The following is a 22,793-nucleotide window of genomic DNA, read 5'->3' on the forward strand; positions in this document are numbered from 1 at the left end:
GAAGGTAAAGAAAAAATCATAAGATGAAGGGAATAATACTTGCAGGGGGTTCTGGTACACGTTTACATCCGTTGACGTTATCAGTAAGTAAGCAATTAATGCCTATTTACGATAAGCCAATGATTTACTATCCGTTGTCAACTTTGATGTATGCAGGTATTCAGGAAATATTAATTATATCAACTCCTAAAGACTTGCCATTATTTCGTGATTTGTTGGGCGATGGAAAAAAGTATGGATGTAAGTTTTCGTATGCCGTGCAAGAAGCGCCAAATGGTTTGGCAGAGGCCTTTATTATAGGAGCTGACTTTATTGGTAAAGATAAAGTGGCTTTAGTTTTAGGGGATAATATTTTTTATGGATCTGGTCTTGCAAAATTATTACAATCTAATAATGACCCAGATGGAGGAATTATATATGCATATCGAGTACACGACCCAGAACGCTATGGAGTGGTTGAGTTTAATCAAGATGGAAAAGCTATAAGTATAGAAGAAAAACCAGTTGAACCGAAATCTAATTATGCTGTACCTGGGATTTATTTTTATGACAATGATGTAATTGAAATAGCTAAAACAATTCCTCCAAGTCCTAGAGGTGAGTTAGAAATTACGGATGTAAATAGGGAATATCTTGAAAGAGGTAAATTAAGTGTAAGCATTTTAGATAGAGGGACAGCTTGGTTAGATACTGGTACATTTCAATCTTTAATGCAGGCTTCTCAGTTTGTTGAGGTTATTGAAGAGCGACAAGGTCTTAAGATAGGTGCAATAGAAGCTGCAGCTTATGAAATGGGTTTTATTACTAAAGCTGAATTCAAAGCATTAGCAGAACGGCTAATGAAAAGCGGGTATGGAAAGAATTTATTGGGTATTTTAAACAAACATCAATGATTGTAAAAGAAACGAAACTTAGCGGTTGTTTTGTTATGGAGCCTACAGTTTTTGAAGATGAACGGGGATATTTTCTAGAGTCGTTTAACACACTTCGTTTTAATGATGCTATTGGTGGAAATATTAATTTTGTACAAGACAATCAATCGTATTCTTCAAAGGGAGTTATTCGAGCTTTACATTATCAAATTGGTGACCATGCACAAGCAAAACTAGTTCGAGTTTTAAGTGGAAAAGTGCTGGACATTGCTGTAGACTTACGAAAAAATTCTCCAACTTATAAAGAGCATGTTGCATTTGAATTAAGCGCCGATAATAAAAAACAACTTTTTATACCAAAAGGTTTTGCTCATGGTTTTGTAGTCTTAAGCGACACAGCCGAATTCTTCTATAAATGTGATAATTACTATAACAAAGAATCTGAAGGAGGAATAATATTTAATGATCCAACATTGAACATCGATTGGAAAGTACCTCATCAAGAACTTATTGTTTCTGAAAAAGATTGGGAATTACCAACTTTAGACCAAGCTAGGTTATGAAGAATGTATTAATTACAGGAGGTAAAGGTCAATTGGCGAGTTGCATAAAAGACAATATCAATAATGTTAAAAATCATAACTTTCATTTTATTGATATTGAAGATTTAGATATCACCAACGAAAATGGAGTCGATGTTTTTTTTGAATTAACCAAACCCGAATGGTGCATAAATTGTGCTGCATATACAGCTGTGGATAAGGCTGAAGGAGAAGTTATAAACGCAACCAATGTAAATACAATTGGAGCGAAATATTTGGCTCGTGCGTCTCGAAAAATGGGAACTAAGTTTATTCAAATCTCAACAGACTTTGTTTTTGATGGTTTAAAAGGGACAATTTGTACTGAAGAAGATGAGCCAAAACCAATTAGTGTTTATGGCGAAACAAAGTTAAAAGGCGAAAAAGAAGTAGTTAATGAAGTTGATGAGCATTTTATTCTTAGAACTTCTTGGTTGTATTCCGAATATGGGAATAATTTTTTAAAGACTTTGTTGAGATTAGGTATGGACCGAGAAATCCTCAATGTTGTCGGGGATCAAATTGGCACACCAACTTATGCTGGTGATTTGGCTCAATTAATTGTGAAATTAATTCGTGAAAATAGGTCAGAATACGGTTTGTATCATTATAGTAATGAAGGGGTTGCCAGTTGGTATGATTTTGCAGTTGCTATTATAAGCGAAAGCCATACCGATTGCAAAGTGGTACCGATAAGAACGGAGGCCTATCCTACACCAGCGAAGAGGCCGCCATATAGTGTTATGGATAAATCAAAAATTAAAGATACGTTAGACATAGAAATTCCGTATTGGAGAGATAGTTTAAAAAAATGTTTAGGCAATCTAAAAAATAACGATTAGTATTTATGTGTGGAATTGCAGGTATTTTTGGCAAAGATTCAGTAAATCGACTTAAAGATAGAATCATTAAAATGAACGATTCCATTGTTCATCGAGGTCCTGACTCAGGGGCATTTTATACTTTTAAGGATAATTTGGCTTTAGGCCATAGACGGTTAAGTATTATTGATTTGCGAGAAATTGCAAATCAACCAATGCACTCCAACAATAAGGAGTGGCATATTGTTTTTAATGGGGAAATTTACAATTTTCAGGAAATTTCAAAACAGCTGAATTATGATTTTAATAGCGATTCGGATACTGAAGTAATTCTCGCAGCAGTTCAGCAAAAAGGTATTGATTGGTTTTTGAATCAGGCTAACGGAATGTTTGCTATTGCCTTGTTTAATTCAACTACAAAAGAATTAATACTTGCGAGAGACCGAATGGGTATTAAACCACTATATTATTTTAATGACGGGGAACAACTTGTCTTTTCTTCAGAAATAAAGGCAATTTTAGCAAGTGGTTTAGTTCCAGCGGGTTTCAACGAAGCTGCGGTTGATGAATACCTAGCAAACAGATATGTAAGGGCACCTTACTCTTTTTTTAAAGGTATCTACCAAGTGCTTCCTGGCAGTTATTTAAAAATTGACGAAGATTTTTATTTAGGAGAACATAACTATTGGAGTCTGCCAACATCATTTAATAAAGTTACTGGATATTCGGAGAATGAAATTGAAGCAAAGTTTGAGAATGAGCTTAAAAAAGCAATTGAATATCGATTAATAGCAGATGTTCCGCTAGGAACGTATTTAAGTGGGGGTGTAGATTCAAGTCTTATTACGGCGATAACTGCCGAAGCCAAGAAAGACAAAGTAAACACTTATACGATAGGATTTCCTGAGCTTAATGAGTTTGAATACGCAAGAGTAATTGCAGATAAATATAACACCAAGCATCATGAAATTATCATGAATAAGGAGGATTATATTCAAAACTGGGAACGACTTATATCATACAAAGATTCACCTTTAGGAGTGCCAAATGAAATTCCATTAGCAATAATGTCATCCAAGTTAAAAGAAAAAATTACTGTAGTACTTTCAGGTGAGGGTGCAGATGAATTAATGGGAGGTTATGGACGAATTTTTAGAGCTCCCTATGATTATGAAAATAGTAGTTCTGATAAGAGCTTCTACGATTATTTGATAGACAAATATGAGTATGTATCTAGGGAAATGAGAGATGCTTTGATTGTAACCCCAAAAATATATAGAAAAGAGTTCGATGATAAGCTAAATACTCTATTTGATAAGGGTAGTAATGAAGAGAATGTTTTTCGTTTCTTTCACACTTATCATGTTAAAGGTCTATTGCAACGCGTTGACATGACAACAATGCAAACTTCGGTGGAAGCGCGGGTACCTTTTTTAGATCACAATCTTATAGAGTTTAGTTATAATGAGATACCATATGATTTAAAATTGAAATGGGTAGATGAAAAATCTGAAAATGAAGCAAGACATAAAAGCGCTAGTGAATACAGTGAGACCTTAGATATACCAAAGTATTTACTTCGAAAAGTATCGTACAATTACTTACCAAAGGAGATTATAGAACGCAAAAAAGTAGGCTTTCCGGTCCCTTTAACCGAGTGGTTCGAGAATTTAGAAGAAATGGCACGTAACTTATTGACTGAGTGTTCATGGTTAAAACAAGGCGTGTTGGAACAATTAATAGAAAAAAGTAAAACGGAATCAAGAGCAGGTCAAGTACTATGGATGTTTCTTAATATTGAATTATTTAAGAAGCAATATTTTAATAAGGATTGGCAATGGTAAATAAAAATATATAAAATGTATAAAAGAGGAGATGAAAAGTCCGTAATTGGGTATACTTCGGGTGTATATGATTTATTTCATATTGGTCATTTAAATTTAATAAAGAATGCTAAAGGACTTTGCGATAAGCTTATTGTAGGGGTAACAAGTGATGAACTGGTTTCTTATAAAAACAAAAAAGCAGTTATACCACATTTAGAGCGTATGGAAATAGTACGCAATATTCGACAGGTAGATTCAGTAGTGCCTCAAAATGACATGGACAAGTTTAAAATGTGGCAGCGATTGAAGTTTGATATAATGTTTGTTGGTGATGATTGGTTTGAAACTGATAAATGGCAAGAGCTGGATGAAAAATTTAAAGAAGTAGGTGTTAAGATTATCTATTTTCCATATACTAAAGGAACATCTTCTACTTTAATAAATGAGACTTTAAAGAGGTTAAGAGAATAATTGAAAGCCAAATTAACACTACATGAAAATTAAAAATCTTATAGTATTTGGCACTAGGCCAGAAGCCATTAAAATGGCGCCATTGGTTAAAGAATTTAACAAGAATTCTGATATTTTTGAAACTAAAGTATGCATTACCGCTCAGCATAGAGAAATGTTGGATCAAGTACTGGAATTTTTTGAAATTTCACCACATTTTGATATGGATTTAATGAAGCAAAACCAAAACTTGTATTCATTAACCTCTGATATTATTATCGGTTTAAAACCTATTTTAGAAGATTTTAGACCTCATTATGTTTTTGTTCATGGAGATACCACAACTACAATGGCAGCCGGGATTGCAGCATTCTATTCTGGTTCGAAAGTGTGTCATATAGAAGCAGGGCTAAGAACATTTAACAATAGATCTCCATTTCCTGAAGAAATGAATAGATCAATAACCGGTCGAATAGCTGATTTTCATTTTGCACCAACAGATACAGCTAAAGAAAATCTTTTGAATGAAAATATTGCTTCTAATACTATTGAAGTAACAGGAAATACAGTAATTGATGCTTTAGAGTTAAGTGTTAAAAGAGTTACAGAATCAAGCTACACCGACAAAGAAATAGAGGAATTAAATAAATTATGGAATCCATCAAAGAAATTGCTTCTTGTTACAGGGCACCGTAGGGAGAATCATGGTCAAGGTTTTATAAATATTTGCAATGCACTTGCGCAATTGGCAAAAGAGAACGATAATGTTCAAATTATATATCCAGTTCATTTAAATCCTAATGTTCAAAAACCAGTTTACCAAATATTAGATGGTATTGACAGTATTAGCCTTATCAATCCTTTGTCATATCCAGGATTTGTATGGCTAATGAATAGGGCATATTTAATTATTACAGATAGTGGGGGTGTTCAGGAAGAAGCACCTAGTTTAGGGAAGCCAGTACTGGTAATGCGTGATACTACGGAAAGACCAGAGGCAGTAGATGCAGGTACTGTAATTTTAACCGGAACTAATACTGAGGTAATAGTGGATGAGGCCAATAAATTGATAAATAATGATAATGCTTACCAGCAAATGAGCCAAAGGCATAATCCATATGGTGATGGAAAAGCATGTTATCGTATTATAGAGTTTCTTAAAAATCAAATTTAATTTTGAAGAATAATATTGATAGACACTAGCGGCAAATACCAAAGGCTCTTCAAGAACCAACTATTTAAAAATTTTGTATCGCTTTTCTCTTTACAAGGTGTAAACTTGTTTTTGCCTTTTCTTACCCTTCCATATTTAGGTAGAGTTCTTGGTGCTGAAAAGTACGGAGTGGTACTTATGGTCTATGCAGTTATGCAATATCTCTTTGTTTTGTGCGATTATGGGTTTAACTTATCAGCAACTAAAGACATTTCAATTTTTCGGGATGATAAACAAAAGATTAATAGGATTTTTAGTAATATATATTCTATAAAACTAGTATTGGCAATACTTGCTTTTATCGTGCTATACGTTTGTTTATTGACCATTTCAGAATTAGGAGAACATAAATTACCATATTTGTTGGGGTTTGGGATAGTAATTGGGCAAGTTTTAAATCCAATTTGGTTGTTTCAAGGCATGGAAAATATGAAATACATGACTCGTGTTAATGTAATTGCGAAGGGTCTATTTACAGCCTTGATATTTGTTTTTATTACGGTAGAAGCAGATTATTATAAAGTACCTATGTTATATTCCATAGGTTTTATTATTGGTGGAATATTTTCAATGTATTATGCTTTTAAGCATTTTAGAATAAAATGGGTTAAGCCAGATTTACCAGAAGTCAAAAGACTTATTTCGAATAGTACCCAATACTTTTTTTCACGTTCAGCTGCCGCATTATACACTTCTAGTAATACATTTGTCGCGGGTATTGCTTTGGGCAACTATTTTGCTGGAATATTTGGTGCTGCGGAAAAGTTATTTATGGCTATGGTGGCAGTATATGCTCCATTGGGTGATGCATTATATCCCTATATGGCAAAAAATAGAAACTTAAAACTTTTTAAAAAAATACTGTTTTATGTTATTGTGGCAAACACAATTATTGTTGCATTGGCATATATATTTAGTGACTTTTTAGTGGCTTTGGTATTTGGTCCCGATTTTGAATTAAGTGCAAATGTGTTGCGATTATTTTGTTTTTTAGCTTTAATTTTTGTGCCTACAGTTATGATTGGCTACCCCTATTTAGGAGCACTAGGTAAGGAAAAATATGCTAATTACAGCGTTGTTTTTGCTTCACTTTTACATGTGTTATTGTTAATAGTTTTCTTTAAATATTTAACGATGAATAGAATTGTTTTTTTATTGATAATTACGCAAACGATAGTTTTTTCAATACGTCTATTAGGTTCAATTAAATTGAGAAAAGAGATTAAACAAGAGAAAGGTCAGATTTAGTTATTTTCGTGTTATAACGAAAGGTGTTGAAAATTTGCAATGAAAAGATTCCTGTTTTTTTTGATTGAAAAGATATTCTTTTCTATTATTTGTGCTATTGTTCCTGTACGCAAAAATCTGATATTGTTTGGTTCAGGATTTAATAAATTTAGTGATAACCCCAAGTTTCTATTCTTTCATTTTCAAAAAAAACACTTGTATACCTCAATATGGATTTCTTCTAATCGGTCCGAAGTTAAAGAAATGAGAAAATGCGGGTTTAAGTGTGTTTACAAATGGAGTTTTCAGGCTTTATGGGTTGTAGTTAGAGCATCTAAATGGATTATCTCTCATAAAGGAGCAGATGTATTTCCATTTACACCTAAACGAACTGTTATTATTAATCTTTGGCATGGAACTCCTATCAAAAAAATTGGATACGATTCCTTAAAAGAGCGCGAATGGATTGATAATATATTGAAGTCTGGCAGAAAGTTGCCATACGAAAGGTGGAATTATTTTATTACAGCTTCAGAGAACGCAAATTTTATATTCAAGGGAGCAATGCATTTAAACGATTCAAAGCTCAAAGCACTAGGACAACCTAGAAATCAATTTATTTATGATACTTATGCTGATAAAGAACTAACTGATAAGTTAAAAAATAGAGCACACTTTTTAAAGAATTTTGAAGACAGGAAGTTAATCTTATATACGCCTACATTTCGAAATAATATGCAAAGCACAAATCATATTAAGGATTCGCTGGTGAGTTTAAATAGTATGTTTCAAGAAAAACAAGAACATATTTTGTTGTTCAAACCACATCCGTTAGATAAAGCAATCTTTGATTCAGGATTTTTTGAGCAGTTGCAAAACGTTATTAATGTGTCCTCGGAAGATACTCAAGAGTTACTTTGTATAAGTGACGTTTTAATAACTGATTATTCATCTATTTTATTCGATTTTATGATAACTAAGAAACCTATAATTGCATATGTTTTTGACTATTCGGCATATGTCAAAGCATCAGGCGGCTTATATTTTTCGTTCGATGAAATAGGGATTACTATTGCACATAACAAAGATGAATTAATAGGGTATTTACTAAATATAGATTCGTTGACTAATACGTATAATTCTAATGGTTTTAATACACCTAATAGTAGCGAGAAAATTTCATCGTTTATAGCAGGTCTCGATTAGAATTTTTAAAGTAGTTGGCGCTTACCTAAGTTTTTATGAGAACTAAAAAACAGTACCTTTGAAAGTGGGCTTAGATATTCAGAAATTATAATGATATACCTTCGGAAAATAAACTTTAAAATAAACATTCTTTCTTTTCTAATTCTAATCTGCTGCATAGTTTTTTTTGGTTGTAAAATGGACAGTGACAAACAACTAGCATATCAGAAGAATATTTTAAGTAAAGGAATAACTATTGAATATTTACTTAGCGAATACAATAAAGAAAAAGATCTTTATGTAGACGTAAAAAAAGAAATTGAAATAAACCCAGAACGCAGTGCTTTGGTACTTATCGACGTTTGGGAAGATAGTTTTTTAGACAGTATTACTATTAAAAATATTAATCCAATTGTTGAAGAGCTGTCTGATTTAGGGATGAAAATAGTGTATGCTCCATCACATTTGCCACAAAACAAAAATCTGAATATTTTGGAAGAAGGGGTGTTTTTTTACAACCAAGATATGATTGATCAATTTGTTTTAAAAAATAAAATTGAAAACTTGTTTTATGTTGGTGCGGATAATTTTTATTGTCTTTTAGATAAACCAAACGGTATTTATTCTTTTTTATCAAGAAATGAAAGTGTTAAAGCATTTGTTGTTGATAAAGGTTCTTTTTCTTTTACCAAAGAAATGAAAGCAGTAGCCGCAGAATTACTGAAAAAAAATGGAGTTGGTTATGTTCATTCATATGAGCAAGGGCCCGAACTGGTATTTCCTAGAAAAACAGTAACAGGATTAACTGCAAAAACCGAGGATAAAATTAATAAGGGAAGCAACATTATTGTAATGTTTAAAAATGGAAAAGAACAAACAGCAATAGAAAATTTTGAAAATTCATTAGATAAAAGTAAAGTGTTTTATGCGGTTGTCGAAAAAGATAAAATGTTTATTGATGAAAAAGAAGTATCACCAAGTGGCTTCATTAAACTAATTCATGACAATAAAATTAGGAATATTTATTATGGTGGTTACTATCTGAATAATGAAATACTATGGAGTGATTTTGGGTTAATTGCACTTTACATTAAAATGCGTTATGCGAAAGTGAATGCGTGGTTGCAATTAAATGTAATTAACGACCTTACCTTTATTACGCCTTGTGAAAATTTGGATCCTAATCTTGAAAAGGCGACTATAATTAATCATTTTCGAATATTAGACAATGTTATGAGTACGACACTTTTAAATGGAATTGAGAGAATTAGTAATCCTGATTCTCAAGAAATTAGTTCAGCTACAAATTAAAGTCTTTTGAGAAAAATTAGAATATTTAATGTTTTACATCCGGCCATTTTCTTTTTGGTTGCATTCGTATTTTTCTTGTGCTTATATCCCTTTGCTTTAGAATATTACTTTCCTTTTTTTGAAACCACTTTTAAAACAAAGGCTCTTCTAATTACCTATTTGTTGGTTTTTATAATTGCAGCACATTTGGTTCCTCATTATTTATTGGTTAAGACATTTCCTAAACTAAAGGATGTAGTGCCATTAGTTAGAATGGATTTAAAACATTGGAAAAGGGCTTTTTATCTTTTTTTTCTATCTGGGGTTGGATTGTATCTTTTTGTTTATCTATTTATGATGGGTACCATACCCATTTTTTTGGATAATGTAGAAAGTGCACGTATAGGTGCTAAAGCAGGGTTAGGCAAGTATATTTTAATTGCAAATGCGCTTATAAGTGTTAGTTTAGTTTACCGTTTTGCTATTGAGAAATTTGTACTAAATAAAATTAAGTTAGTTTCGGTACTATATTTAATTATTGGTGTTTTTCTAGTAATGGGCATTGGGTTTCGTGGTCCTGCTGCGTATTTAGTTGTCACTTGTTTTTTGGCATATTCTATTTTTACCAAAAAGTATTTAGAAAAGCAAGGAATTTCGTATCGATACATAATATGGGGAGTGTTGTTCATTATGTTTTTATCCCTTGTTGGTTATTACCGCCATACAGGTGAGTTTTCAATTATGGCAATAGGATCTACAGCGTGGACAACAGCTGTAAATGTAAGTAACCTAGAAGCAATAGTATTTAATACTGATACGTATAATGACTTGTATTATGGGTATACGGTTTTAAGTGATTTAGGAGTAGCATTAGGGCTACATGACAATGGCTTTACAGGAGTAATTTTAAAGACAAAATACGATATGGCCTTTGAAGGTGAAGGAATGACTATAACTTCGCCAGGTGAGGCTTACATGAATTTAGGCTGGATAGGTATAATTTTGCACGCTTCTTTTTTAGGCGCAGTAGCAGGTTTTTTCTATGAATTAATTATTCGAAGTGGAAAAATAAGTTGGTTTGTAATACTAATATTATTTAGTTTAAATTTCTCGCGTTTGGCCGTTGGTGGTATCGTGGCACCCGGTTTGTTTTTCCTATTACCACAATTAATTATTTGTGCAGCATTTATTTTTGTTGCTAAATTGAAAATTTGAATATGAAAGTATTATTCCAGTCCAGAAGTAATTTATATTCTGCCCCAGGTGGCGACACAACACAAATAGAAAAAACTAAAGAATATTTAGCGAAACAGGGTGTTGAGGTTGATATAAGTATCGAATTAGAACCAGACTTAACAGGGTACGACCTAGTGCATCTTTTTAATTTAATGGACCCACAGGAACTTTATATGCAAATAAAGCATGCAAAAAAACATAATAAAAAGGTAGCATTATCCACTATTTACGGGTTGTATACAGAATTTGAAAGAAAGGCAAGAGGTGGTTTTGCTCAAAAGGTTGCTAATGTACTTTCTCCATACACTATTAATTATATAAAAACATTCCTAAGACATCTAAAAGATGGCCGCATGAATAAGGGAGTTTATTATATGCTTTTTCGTGGGTATTATCGTTTAGCAAAAAAGGTTACCGAAGATGTCGATGTTTTTCTACCCAATTCTTTGTCAGAAATGAAGAGGGTGGCAAGCGAATATAAATTAGAAAATTATAATTATGTAGTAGTGCCAAATGCGGTCGACACCAAACTTTTTAATCCTGATACAGTTACCGATGATAGTATTGAAGAGGATATGCTAAAATATAAAGATTGTATTCTTTCAGTTGCTAGAATTGAAGGAAGGAAATCTACACTTAACCTAATAAAAGCCGTGGGTGATAAATACCCATTGGTATTAATTGGAAATGAAACTAAAAACGACCCTGCTTTTACCAATGCAGTGCATGAGACTGCAGGAGATAACGTTTATTTTACTGGACCTATACCACACGATAAATTACCTATTTATTATAAATTGGCCAAGGTACATGCGCTAATTTCCTGGATGGAAACCCCTGGGTTATCTTCATTAGAGGCAGCCGCAATGGAAACAAATATTGTAATTACCGAGAAAGGTGATACAAGAGACTATTTTGAAGATTACGCTTATTATTGTGAGCCAGATGACGTAGAGTCCATAAGAAGCGCAATTGATACGGCATATTCAAAACCCTTCAATCATAAGTTAAAAGACAAAATTGTTAAAGAATACGTGTGGGAGGAAACAGCGAAAAAGACTTTAGAAGGATACAAATTGATTATATAAGTTATATTATTCAACGATATCTAGCAAATAAGGTAAACGTCGCTCTACTACGCCTAATATTACTACGTCGGGGTTGGTTTTGTTAACCCAATACATATCCACCTGACTTCTGGCGACATAAATGACTTTCGCGTAATGAAGGGATAAAAACTGTATTAAGGCAGAGCCGTAGGAGTCTCTAAAAACCAAAGCAGTTTTATTATTTCCACAATTATCATTTATAGTAACAAAGCCATTTTTGTATATTCCTCCTGGATATATAAAATGAAAGTTTTTATTGTCGTTTTTTAGTTCATATAAAGGTTTTACATCATAGTGGCTGGATATGCTATCGATACCCATTAGTTTAGTTAAATCTCCCTTTCTTATGGGTGTAGTGCTAACTTCAAATTCTTCTAATGGAAACGGCTTTAGACCAAGTTGATCAAAAGTTTGTTTGCAAAAAGCATGGTATCCCTCATATGCTCCGTTTGCATTCCAATGGGTGTCAAATTTGTAATATAATTGCTTTTTATTTTTGTTGTTTAATAAGTCCTTTCGAACATCAAACATGGGTAATTTTGCCTTTTCGAAATAAGAAACTGTTTGATCAGCTAACGATGTTTTATTAGCTAACTGCAATTTCATTGTATATGGGAGTAAATCGTTATAAATAGTGTGTTTGTTGGGCCAAGACCCAAATACATATTCAATGTTTTTATGAGCTAATTCATTTTTAATTCGCTTATGCTTTTGTAGTGCATTATTTAACTCTTTTTCACTAGCTAAGTTGGTATTAGAATAACTAGAATATATTCCTCCACTTTTTTCTTCATATTCATTAAAAAAGATATATCCGTCTTTGCCAAACTGAGCTAATTCTGGTTTCGGAGAATCTTTAAAAAACTTTATTTTAAATTTACTAGACCAACTAATTAAAAGAGGACGCAATCCAAAATTATCATTATAGTATGCCTCAAATGCTTTTGGATAACTTTCTTTGAAATTCCACTCCGGTTTTTTTGCTAGTTTTCTTTTTTCGTTGCTTGTTTCAGCTGTGGAGTCTAATAATTTTGCACATTGGGGAGCAAGAATTATTAATATGAAAAATAGAGTATATGCATTGGGAGATAATCGATTTAGGCTAAAATTATTCAAGGTTGCCGAGAGAAGGAAGGCTAAAGCAAAAACAAAAGAAATTAGATAAGCGACAAAATTATGTACAAGTGGTTTATCATTAGTTAAATTTAAAATGGCGGCTTTCGCATTAAATTTTGAAATAAAGAAAGGGTCATAACTATTAGATATAGTTTTGGTTATAAACTTTCCATTTTCTTCTCCAATACAAATATTTTTATTGAAGTCTTTTGAAATGTCGTAAGTCAATGAATCAAATTCATTAGCTAAAATAAATGATGTTATTTCAATAGGTTTTTGTTTTCTGTTTTTGCCAATATCTAATCTAAGTTTGTTAATGGAGGTGTCCAATGGAATTTTAAAACGAATTGTTTGAAGAATAGAATCACCTTTTACCTCACTAATTACACTTTGCTCTTCGTTAAAAACTTTTGCTTTTTCATTTAAATAAAAAACTTGAAAAGTGTCATCTGCTAAAACTTTGGCATTCACTTGTATTGCTAATTCTTCCGGTTTTGACTTAAGAGTTCCTATAAGAACCTTAATGGTAAAAAACACCAGAATTGCTAATAGTAAAGGCAAGCTATATCGTTTAATCATATCAGAATCTAAAATAAATGAATGGATTATAAGTAGTTTGGGCTAGTTCCATAAGTGCAAATAAAAATAACATAATATAAACACCACGCTCTATAGCTAATGCCCCAAATTTATTAGGCAAAATAATCTTTAATTTTTCAACCAACAGTGCTCTAAGCGGCGTGGCAAATAATATTCCAAGTGAAATAATAGTAAGAACATAAGTATTTAAAAATAAATACGGATAGGTATAAACACTATCTTTAAAGGCGAACATACGAGAAATATAATCAACTGCATATCCTAAGTCTTCGGCTCTAAATATTACCCAGCCTATGATAACAACTAGCAATAAGTATATTCTTTTAAGGATATTAAATTTTGAAGATAGTGTAAAGGGTTCAATTCTTTCTAATATAAGAAAAAACCCATGAAACAATCCCCAAATTATAAAATTCCAACTAGCACCATGCCATAAGCCAGTTAAAAGGAAAACGATAAATAAATTTACATAAGTGCGGTATTTTCCTTTTTTATTCCCACCTAATGGAATATAGAGATAATCTCTAAACCAAGAAGAAAGGGAAATATGCCATCTGCGCCAAAATTCTTTTATTGATTTGGAAATATATGGATGTTCAAAATTTTCTTTAAAATTGAACCCAAACATTTTACCTAAGCCTATAGCCATATCTGAGTATCCAGAGAAATCGTAATAAATTTGTAAAGAATAGCATATAGCGCCAATCCATGTCATTGATGTAGATAAATCACCTACAGGTACCCCAAAAATTTTATCAGCAATAAAGCCAACATTGTTAGCTATGATTACCTTTTTAGCAAAACCAATTAAAAACCTACTAATTCCCGATTTAAAAAGCGATGAGGTCACTTTCCGGCTTTCTATTTCTTTAGAAATATCAATATATCGAACAATAGGTCCAGCGATTAGCTGTGGAAAAAGTGCAATATACATTCCGAGATTAATAATACTTCGTTGACCTTCAACGGATCCTCTATGTACATCAATTAAATAAGATATGCTTTGAAAAGTAAAGAATGAAATACCAATGGGTAAAGTTACATTCGAAGTGTCGAAATTTAATTTTAGCTCTAAAAATTGAAGGTTTTCAAAAATGAAATGAATGTATTTATAATATACTAAAACCATAAGGTTTAGGGTGACTCCTATGATTAGAAAAGCGTTAGACCTTCGAGTTTTTAGTTTTTTGTTGCTTATATCTATTAATAGGCCTGCAATGTAATTTACTCCAATAGAGCTCATCATTAATAGTACAAGAATGCCTTCACCCCACGCGTAAAAGAACAAACTAGCTATCAACAAGAAAAGGTTACGAAGCTTTTTGTCTAATAAAAAATAGATGCCAAGTACAAAAGGTAGATATAGAAAAATGAAAACGGTAGAGCTAAAAACCATTGTTTATTAATGGGTTATAATTATAATGTTGAAATATTTATGAATTCAAAGAGCACAAGTTTAATTAGAAAACTCATTTGAATTGGTTTTCAATGTATGTTTTAAAAACAGATATGATGTAAAAAATGAATAGAACACCAAACCCCATTGCCGTATTAGAAATGATTCAGTCATGCCAAATATTAGTAAGATTATAAAATAGAATATTAGTAAAGGATCTTTATTTTTTATTCCCATATAAAGAATACATCCATAAATAGAAATTAAGAGTAAAAATCCAATAATCCCTAAATTCATAATTGTCTGTAGAAATTGATTGTGAGAATTATATTCGTTAATAAATTGAATTGAATTGGCACTTAGTTCAGACTTATAACAGTCTTTTAAAAGCATAGTAGATTTATCTACTCCAAATCCAAAAAATCCAGCACTTTTTATATTTTCCAGACTGCATTGCCAAGAAAGTAATCTACTGCTAATGCCGTTAGAGTAATTAGTTTCATCAACAAAGTCTTGATTGACTAATTCCTTAAATTTTTGTGCTACAATGGGTCTAGTAAATATATAGCCCATTAAAAGGCTAAATAAAACAATAAAACCGACAAGGAATTTTATATTGCCTTGTTTTTTGAAATAAATCAAAACAAAATATATTGTGATTAAAATACTAATAATTATACCGGTACGATTGAATAAAATTGCAAGGATAAAAAAGAAAAAAGGAATTAAAATGTAGTGTTGCAATTTGGCTATATTTGTTTGCAATATTTCATTGTATAATATAGCGAGTGAAAAGCAAATAAAGATGCTTAGGTAGTTTATTTGAAGATCAATAATCTCGGTTGGATTATGAAAATAGAATATATAGCCTTTGCTTTTAATGTAAGTATAAATAAGTGATATAAGACTGGCAATAGCAATACTATATACAAATACTATAAGAGTTGATTTTTTAAAGTTAACAAAAAATAGAATAACCGGTATTAAAATTAGAGGAATGTTTTTTGTGATATTAATATAAGATTCAGTTTGATCAATAAATACAACATTAAAACAAATAAGTAGGTAATAGAGTATTAATAACCACGAAAAAGAAAGTTTAAAATTCTTTTTTTTTGCTGAACACAAAACAGTAATAACGAATAAGGCTATTGCGTAAGAGTTGATGTTATAAAGTCGTGCAAAAGGAATGGTGATAACTAGAAATAATAAAGAAACATTTTTTAGCCTTTCTAGCCACATAGCTGAATAATTTGCGTGTGAAATTAAAGAATTATTATAAATACTGGTAGTCTACCAGTATGAATCGACCTAATATTATGTGACTGCTAAGATATATATAACCTTTCCCTCTAGTGAGTTTAAGTTTTATGTGGTCGCAATAAAAAACATATAAATTGAAAATTGCAATAATAGGAACCGTAGGAATACCAGCTAAGTACGGTGGATTTGAGACTTTGGCTGAGTATTTAGTAAAAGAACTCAATGAGAATTGCGATTTTACGGTTTATTGTAGTGCATCACAATATGCTAATGAGAAAAAGAATACATACTTAGGAGCAAAACTCAAATACCTGCCTCTTAGCGCGAATGGAAGTTCAAGTATCCTTTATGATGTATGGTCAATAATACATTCTTTTTTTTATGCGGATATTCTGCTGATTTTAGGAGTTAGCGGAGCCTTTATGATACCTTTCGTTCGTTTTTTTTCTAAGAAGAAAATTATCACAAATATTGATGGACTTGAATGGAAACGAGATAAATGGAATGGTTTTGCGAAAAAGTATTTAAAATATCAAGAGAAAATAGCAGTACGCTCAAGTCATTTTACTGTGGTAGATAATCAGGGTATTGCCGACCATGTAAAGAACGCCTATGGTAAAGACTCAGTTTTAATAGCATATGGTGCCGATCATGTCTTCCATGAGCAAGTTAATGAAGCCTCGAGAGAAGCTCTAAAAATTCCTAGAAAATATGCTTTTAAAGTTTGCCGAATAGAGCCCGAGAACAACATTCATATAATATTAGAGGCATTTAGTAAGTCTGATGTAAACATAGTTATTGTTGGTAATTGGGGAAATAGCGATTATGGTAAAAAATTAAAAAATGAATATAATTCATTTCATAATATATTTTTGTTGGACCCAATTTATGACCAGCAAAAGTTAAATGAATTACGTAGTAATTGCCACTTATATATACATGGTCATAGTGCCGGTGGAACAAACCCTTCATTAGTAGAGGCGATGTTTCTTGGGTTGCCAATTATTGCTTTTGACGTCAACTATAATCGTTTTACAACCGATAATCGGGCTTTGTATTTTAAAGATGTTGAAGAAATGATTGTAATGCTTAGAAGTGTAGAAAAAAATGAGACTCAGTTATTAGAGATTGCTAAAGAAATGAAAAGCGTGGCTTCTGAGCGATATACTTGGAAAATAATAAGCCAAAAATATAGTGCACTTTTCAGCGCAAAGGCGGTTTAATTTATATAAAGTAAAATAGGCATGTTTTAATTTCCTAACGAATTAATTCTAAATTCAAATAATAGTTAGAATTAGTTTTCTATGGGGTTAAAAGATTGAAATTGAATCGCTTTTCCATAACTTTGGTGTATCTTGAATTTTCTGTCAGAATATTCATAATAAATAGTTATATAAAGTGTTTTTTCTAGAAACAGCCATTTTAATATCATTAGGCGCTTTTATGCTGACCTACTTAACTATACCAAAGATTATAAATGTAGTTGAGTTTAGAAGGCTTACTGATGACCCAAATGGCCGTAGTTCACACGCAAAAAGAACTCCAACATTAGGAGGCGTTTCTTTTTATTATACCTTAATTTTTGCACTTTTTTTTATTAAAGACCGCGATGTTTTTGATGAAGCTATGTATATTATTCCCGGTCTTACTATTTTATTTATTGTTGGTCTTAAAGATGATTTGGTGGTAATATCACCTGGTGCAAAACTAGTTGCTCAAGTATTTGCCGTTGCTTTTATCTTAGTAAATCCAGGTTTTGTTATTGGTTCTTTAAATGGTTTTTTAAATATTAATGAAATACCTTATTACCTGTACTTATTTATAGCTGGGTTTATGATGTTGACCATCATTAATTCATACAACTTAATAGATGGTATAGACGGTTTAGCTTCGGTTGTAGGAATGGTAATTATGGTTATCTATACTACAATTTTTTATTTAAGCGAGGAATATTTCTTTGCGTTATTAGCAATAACCATGAATGCAAGTTTAATGGCATTTTTAGGGTTTAACTTGTCTTCAGATAAAAAAATATTTATGGGAGATACTGGGTCTTTAATGGTAGGCTTTGTAATAAGTATTCTTACTTTAAAATTTTTGGCTTTAAAACCTCAAGATTATACGGAGATTCCATTTTTATTAGAAAATGCTCCCTTAATAGCTATAAGTATTTTAATAGTGCCACTTTTTGACACGGCCAGAGTATTTGCTATTCGTATTGCAAATAAAAGAGCGCCATTTTCACCAGATCGCAATCATACGCATCATGTGTTAATAGATTATTGGGGGTTAAGTCATAAACAAGCTAGTTTTATCATAGGATGTTTTAATTTGATGTTCGTAATGCTATTTATTGTGCTAGGAAGCACTGCGAAAAACTTCGGATTAGCAATTATGTTGGTGTCCGTGGTGATTTTATTGGGTTACATCTTTTTTAAGTATAACTATAATTTTACTACTATGAAGCAGAAGATATTGCTTAGAAGAAGAGTAGATAAGATAAAAAACAAGACAAAAAGTGGTGATTCGGGTAAGAATGGTCAAGTGCGAGCTAAGAAAAGAGATAATGTAGATTCTTATGAGGATAAGGCGGAATCGGAAAATGAAAGAACTTATTAAGCTCGTTTGCTTACATGTTGCCCAATATCTATGTTTTTAAACCATAATTTTTTGTAGGATTTTATTTCGAACATACATTTGCTACCCCAACATAATAAGAAACCATTATAGCTTAATTACACTATGAAAAAAGTTTTGATTACTGGCGCAGCCGGATTTTTAGGGTCTCATCTTTGCGACCGATTTATAGAAGAGGGATTCCATGTAATTGCAATGGATAACCTTATTACCGGAGACTTAAAGAACATAGAGCATCTGTTTAAACTTGAAAATTTCGAGTATTACCATCATGATGTAACAAAATTTGTACATGTGCCCGGTGATTTAGATTATATATTGCATTTTGCATCACCAGCAAGTCCAATAGATTATTTAAAAATTCCTATTCAAACGTTGAAAGTAGGGGCTTTAGGCACGCATAACCTATTAGGTTTGGCTAAAGAGAAAAATGCTAGAATATTAATAGCATCAACTTCTGAAATCTATGGTGATCCATTAGTACACCCACAAACCGAAGAGTATTATGGTAATGTAAACACCATTGGACCAAGGGGAGTTTATGATGAAGCTAAACGTTTCCAAGAATCAATTACAATGGCATATCATCGTTTTCATGGTGTGGAAACACGTATCGTACGTATTTTTAATACATACGGTCCGAGAATGCGCTTAAATGATGGTCGTGTAATTCCAGCATTTATGGGCCAAGCCTTACGGGGTGAAGATTTAACTGTATTTGGAGACGGTTCACAAACACGTTCTTTTTGCTACGTAGACGATGAGGTTGAAGGTATTTATAGATTATTACTAAGTGATTATAGTAATCCAGTTAATATTGGTAATCCTCATGAAATTACAATCAAAGATTTTGCAGAAGAAATTATCAAATTAACAGGTACTGATCAAAAAGTAATTTATAAAGATTTACCACAAGATGATCCTATGCAACGCCAACCTGATATTTCTAAAGCCAAAAGAATTTTAGACTGGGAACCAAAAGTTGGTAGAGCTGAAGGAATGAAGAAAACTTTCGATTATTTTAAATCTTTATCAAAAGAAGATTTAGAGAAAACGGAACACCGAGATTTTAAGGATAGAAATAAGAATTAAGAGAATAAAAACTAAAAAATTTAAGAGGTTTTGGATAAAGAATTCCAAAACCTCTTTTTTATGGTGTTTACTATTATCCTGTGACGATTTTATTAAAAATGGCCGTTTAACAGGGGCTAAATAAATCGTATACGATTTATATAAAACCCAGTAAAACGTCGAATTAACAGGTGTTATTGATGGTTTTAGCTTTTGTTTTACCATTAGAAACGTCCCAAAGAGCGTTTATGTAAATTAGAGAGCATATAATGTAAAATTGGGTGTTTCTTACTTTTATTTTTAGAGGATTAAAAAAATATAAGAGTAGCTTCTACGCAGTTGTTTGGAATAGGATTATTTTTGGGCAAATTTTCTACAAATGAATATTCTTATTTTAGGTTCAGGTGGTCGCGAGCATGCTCTTGCTTGGAAACTCAATCAAAGTCCAAAATGTAAAAATCTTTATGTCGCTCCAGGTAATGCTGGTACGGCGGCAATAGCCAAAAATATCCCGATTGGTGTAAATGATTTTCAAAAGATTGAAGAAGCGGTTTTAGAAAATGATATTGATTTGGTCGTGGTTGGGCCTGAAGATCCTTTGGTTAACGGAGTTCATGACTATTTTCTAAGCAATTCTAATTTGAAAAATATTCCGGTAATAGGTCCTCAAAAGGCTGCTGCAGAACTAGAGGGAAGTAAGGAATTTGCAAAAGAATTTATGATAAAGCATAGTATTCCAACGGCAGCATACGAAAGTTTTACAGTGGACACACTTGAGAACGGATATAAGTTCTTAGAAAGTATTGCAGCACCTTATGTGCTAAAAGCTGATGGTTTGGCTGCAGGTAAAGGTGTTTTAATTTTAAATGATTTAGAAGAAGCAAAACAGGAATTACATGCGATGTTAGCAAATTCAAAATTTGGAAATGCTAGTAAAACCGTTGTAATAGAAGAGTTTTTAGATGGAATAGAGTTAAGTGTTTTTGTTTTAACGGATGGAGAGGGATACAAAGTGTTGCCAACAGCAAAAGATTATAAAAGAATAGGTGAAGGCGATACAGGCTTAAATACAGGGGGTATGGGGGCTATTTCTCCCGTTCCTTTCTCTACCCCAGAATTTATGGATAAAATCCACGAGAGGGTCGTTAAACCGACCGTAGAGGGTCTTAAAACGGATCAGTTGCCATACAAAGGTTTTATTTTTATAGGATTGATAAAAGTTGGGGATGATCCTTTTGTAATAGAATATAACGTTCGTTTGGGCGATCCTGAGACTGAAGTTGTAATACCAAGAATAGAAAATGATTTGGTAGAAGTGTTTCAAGCTGTGGCTCACCAAAAGTTGGATGAAATCAATTTAAAAATTGATCCTAGAACAGCTACTACGGTAATGGCTGTTTCTGGTGGATATCCCGGTACATATGAAAAGGGAATGGAAATTACAGGTTTTGAAAACATAGCGGATTCTATTGTTTTTCATGCTGGTACAAAGCTTGAAAACGATAAAGTACTGACCAATGGTGGTCGCGTATTAGCGGTTACATCTTATGGAGATGATTTTAAAAAGGCGCTAAAAAAATCCTATCAAAATATAGAAAAACTACATTTTGATAGGATTAACTATCGTAAAGATATTGGCTTCGATTTATAAGTAAGAATGAGAGCTAATACTCTTATCTTCTTCGTCGTTTGCTGCATATTCTTTTAATTGAAGCATCCAGTAAACAAACGCAACCATACCTACAACAGCCAAAATCCAGTTAATTGTATTTGCTGCCCACCAATTATCCATAAATCTGAAAAAATCAAAAGGAGCAAACAGAACATTTACGAATAAATCATTAATACCTTCGAAAAAAGAACGCCACATATATTTTTTATTTGAAATTGAGCTTTTTTAGAAGCCCAGTCTATTGCTATATTTGAACACAAAAGTATAAAATCCTCAGATGATTCAAAGCATTTTTGGGAAAACTAAGCCAATAAACTTCATTATTGTTTTAACGTTTCTCTTCTGTTTTTATTGGTTAGTGTTATTCTACATGTTTGGTGAGGCCTATGAAATAGGACAAATCGCAGTTCGTTTGGCGGTTTTAGTGGTGCTTATGGTCAGTTTTATTTTAGTGAATTTTATAGTGAAAAGAAATAAAATGACCGGCTTAAACTCCTTTGCTATATTGTTTTATGTGTTGTTAATGGTAGTCTTTCCAGAAACTTTGGTAGATTATTATGCCATCGGAAGTAGTTTTTGTGTTCTTTTAGCATTAAGAAGGTTAATTAGTATTCGGTCATTAAAAAATATTAAGCTAAAAATTTTCGATGCAACTTTTTGGATTATGATTGCTAGTTTGTGTTATGATTGGGCGGTTTTGTATTTAATTCTAGTTTTAATTGCGATTTATATTTATGAGCCTAAGAATATTAAAAACTGGTTAGTGCCTTTCGCTAGTATTTTTACATATTTTATGATAGTCTACGCCATTACAATTTTAAATGGAAACAAGGAATTTCTATGGGAATATTATAATTTTGAGTTAGATTTTCAGTCTTCACGCTTTATGGATTGGGTGAAGAGTGCAAAACGAGTTATTTATATACTGTTAATTTGTATTACAGGGTTACTATCATTTTTAAAACTATCCAACGTGGGTGTTGGAAAAATAGTTACCTTAAGATTGGTGGCACTGGCATTTGTAATTGGGCTTGTAATTGAAGTGTTGTTATCAGGTTCTGAAAAACACCCCTTAATGCTTACGTTTTTTCCAGCTGTAGTTTTTCTAACGAATTATGTTGAATCTATTACTAAAGAAAACATTAAGGAAATAGTTTTAATGGCTTCTATTTTATTACCATTTATGGTATTTATAACGGATTTATTTATTCTTAAATAAGGGTATATT

20 protein-coding genes are annotated in these 22,793 nt (G+C 32.0%); 16 read left to right on the forward strand and 4 right to left on the reverse strand.

Features of this window, described 5'->3' with window-relative positions:
• The first annotated feature begins 23 nt into the window (after window positions 1-23).
• From rfbA to ABJF52_RS13625, 11 genes are all read left to right on the forward strand, one after another.
• Window positions 24-893 carry a glucose-1-phosphate thymidylyltransferase RfbA gene (gene rfbA / locus ABJF52_RS13575; protein ID WP_348151218.1) on the forward strand — a complete coding sequence of 290 codons (870 nt, stop codon included), beginning with the start codon at window positions 24-26 and terminating at the stop codon, window positions 891-893.
• A complete protein-coding gene (gene rfbC, locus ABJF52_RS13580; RefSeq protein ID WP_348151221.1) occupies window positions 890-1,435 on the forward strand; it encodes a dTDP-4-dehydrorhamnose 3,5-epimerase in 546 nt (181 codons plus the stop codon). Before rfbA ends, rfbC begins: the two co-directional genes overlap by 4 nt.
• Window positions 1,432-2,295, forward strand: a complete 864-nt coding sequence (gene rfbD / locus ABJF52_RS13585) for a dTDP-4-dehydrorhamnose reductase (protein ID WP_348151224.1) — start codon at window positions 1,432-1,434, stop codon at window positions 2,293-2,295. The genes rfbC and rfbD overlap by 4 nt, the downstream gene beginning before the upstream one ends.
• A gap of 5 nt (window positions 2,296-2,300) precedes the next feature.
• Window positions 2,301-4,118 (forward strand): asparagine synthase (glutamine-hydrolyzing), encoded by a 1,818-nt coding sequence (gene asnB / locus ABJF52_RS13590; protein WP_348151227.1) that lies wholly within the window; start codon window positions 2,301-2,303, stop codon window positions 4,116-4,118.
• Between the two features lie 15 nt (window positions 4,119-4,133).
• Window positions 4,134-4,571, forward strand: coding sequence for an adenylyltransferase/cytidyltransferase family protein (locus tag ABJF52_RS13595; RefSeq protein WP_348151230.1), 438 nt, complete (start codon window positions 4,134-4,136; stop codon window positions 4,569-4,571).
• A gap of 22 nt (window positions 4,572-4,593) precedes the next feature.
• Window positions 4,594-5,724 carry a UDP-N-acetylglucosamine 2-epimerase (non-hydrolyzing) gene (wecB, locus tag ABJF52_RS13600; protein ID WP_348151233.1) on the forward strand — a complete coding sequence of 377 codons (1,131 nt, stop codon included), beginning with the start codon at window positions 4,594-4,596 and terminating at the stop codon, window positions 5,722-5,724.
• A gap of 15 nt (window positions 5,725-5,739) precedes the next feature.
• The gene (locus tag ABJF52_RS13605; RefSeq protein WP_348151235.1) at window positions 5,740-7,011 is read left to right on the forward strand and encodes a flippase; all 1,272 of its coding nucleotides are present in this window, start codon (window positions 5,740-5,742) and stop codon (window positions 7,009-7,011) included.
• Between the two features lie 39 nt (window positions 7,012-7,050).
• A complete protein-coding gene (locus ABJF52_RS13610; protein WP_348151238.1) occupies window positions 7,051-8,196 on the forward strand; it encodes a CDP-glycerol glycerophosphotransferase family protein in 1,146 nt (381 codons plus the stop codon).
• Between the two features lie 177 nt (window positions 8,197-8,373).
• Window positions 8,374-9,486, forward strand: coding sequence for a hypothetical protein (locus ABJF52_RS13615; RefSeq protein WP_348151241.1), 1,113 nt, complete (start codon window positions 8,374-8,376; stop codon window positions 9,484-9,486).
• Window positions 9,487-9,492: 6 nt separating this feature from the next.
• The gene (locus tag ABJF52_RS13620; RefSeq protein WP_153756188.1) at window positions 9,493-10,680 is read left to right on the forward strand and encodes an O-antigen polymerase; all 1,188 of its coding nucleotides are present in this window, start codon (window positions 9,493-9,495) and stop codon (window positions 10,678-10,680) included.
• Between the two features lie 2 nt (window positions 10,681-10,682).
• Window positions 10,683-11,789, forward strand: a complete 1,107-nt coding sequence (locus ABJF52_RS13625; protein WP_348151244.1) for a glycosyltransferase family 4 protein — start codon at window positions 10,683-10,685, stop codon at window positions 11,787-11,789.
• Between the two features lie 6 nt (window positions 11,790-11,795).
• Here ABJF52_RS13625 and ABJF52_RS13630 read toward each other — a convergent pair whose 3' ends face one another.
• Genes ABJF52_RS13630 through ABJF52_RS13640 form a run of 3 tightly spaced genes read right to left on the reverse strand, consistent with a single transcriptional unit; the run spans window position 11,796 to window position 16,164 of the window.
• Window positions 11,796-13,487: a DHHW family protein gene (locus tag ABJF52_RS13630; RefSeq protein WP_348151247.1), complete on the reverse strand. Its 1,692-nt coding sequence runs from the start codon at window positions 13,485-13,487 to the stop codon at window positions 11,796-11,798.
• 19 nt (window positions 13,488-13,506) lie between these two features.
• The gene (locus tag ABJF52_RS13635) at window positions 13,507-14,922 is read right to left on the reverse strand and encodes an MBOAT family O-acyltransferase (protein WP_348151250.1); all 1,416 of its coding nucleotides are present in this window, start codon (window positions 14,920-14,922) and stop codon (window positions 13,507-13,509) included.
• Between the two features lie 60 nt (window positions 14,923-14,982).
• Window positions 14,983-16,164, reverse strand: coding sequence for an O-antigen ligase family protein (locus ABJF52_RS13640; protein ID WP_348151252.1), 1,182 nt, complete (start codon window positions 16,162-16,164; stop codon window positions 14,983-14,985).
• Between the two features lie 155 nt (window positions 16,165-16,319).
• On the opposite strand from ABJF52_RS13640, the gene ABJF52_RS13645 reads away from it, so the two are divergent.
• From ABJF52_RS13645 to purD, 4 genes are all read left to right on the forward strand, one after another.
• On the forward strand, window positions 16,320-17,408 hold the full coding sequence (locus tag ABJF52_RS13645) for a DUF1972 domain-containing protein (RefSeq protein WP_348151255.1): 1,089 nt from the start codon (window positions 16,320-16,322) through the stop codon (window positions 17,406-17,408).
• Window positions 17,409-17,583: 175 nt separating this feature from the next.
• Window positions 17,584-18,804, forward strand: a complete 1,221-nt coding sequence (locus ABJF52_RS13650) for an MraY family glycosyltransferase (protein ID WP_348151258.1) — start codon at window positions 17,584-17,586, stop codon at window positions 18,802-18,804.
• A gap of 123 nt (window positions 18,805-18,927) precedes the next feature.
• Window positions 18,928-19,914 carry a UDP-glucuronic acid decarboxylase family protein gene (locus tag ABJF52_RS13655; protein WP_348151260.1) on the forward strand — a complete coding sequence of 329 codons (987 nt, stop codon included), beginning with the start codon at window positions 18,928-18,930 and terminating at the stop codon, window positions 19,912-19,914.
• 358 nt (window positions 19,915-20,272) lie between these two features.
• Window positions 20,273-21,544 (forward strand): phosphoribosylamine--glycine ligase, encoded by a 1,272-nt coding sequence (purD, locus tag ABJF52_RS13660; RefSeq protein ID WP_348151263.1) that lies wholly within the window; start codon window positions 20,273-20,275, stop codon window positions 21,542-21,544.
• On the opposite strand, the gene ABJF52_RS13665 is transcribed toward purD, so the two are convergent.
• Window positions 21,539-21,763: a uracil phosphoribosyltransferase gene (locus tag ABJF52_RS13665; RefSeq protein WP_348151265.1), complete on the reverse strand. Its 225-nt coding sequence runs from the start codon at window positions 21,761-21,763 to the stop codon at window positions 21,539-21,541. The genes purD and ABJF52_RS13665 overlap by 6 nt on opposite strands.
• Before the next feature lie 79 nt (window positions 21,764-21,842).
• On the opposite strand from ABJF52_RS13665, the gene ABJF52_RS13670 reads away from it, so the two are divergent.
• Complete coding sequence (locus ABJF52_RS13670; RefSeq protein ID WP_348151267.1) at window positions 21,843-22,784, forward strand: DUF6427 family protein; 942 nt, start codon at window positions 21,843-21,845, stop codon at window positions 22,782-22,784.
• Window positions 22,785-22,793: the final 9 nt, after the last annotated feature.

This window comes from Aurantibacter sp. (assembly GCF_039941195.1).
In the GTDB taxonomy this organism is placed as follows: Bacteria; Bacteroidota; Bacteroidia; order Flavobacteriales; family Flavobacteriaceae; genus Aurantibacter_A.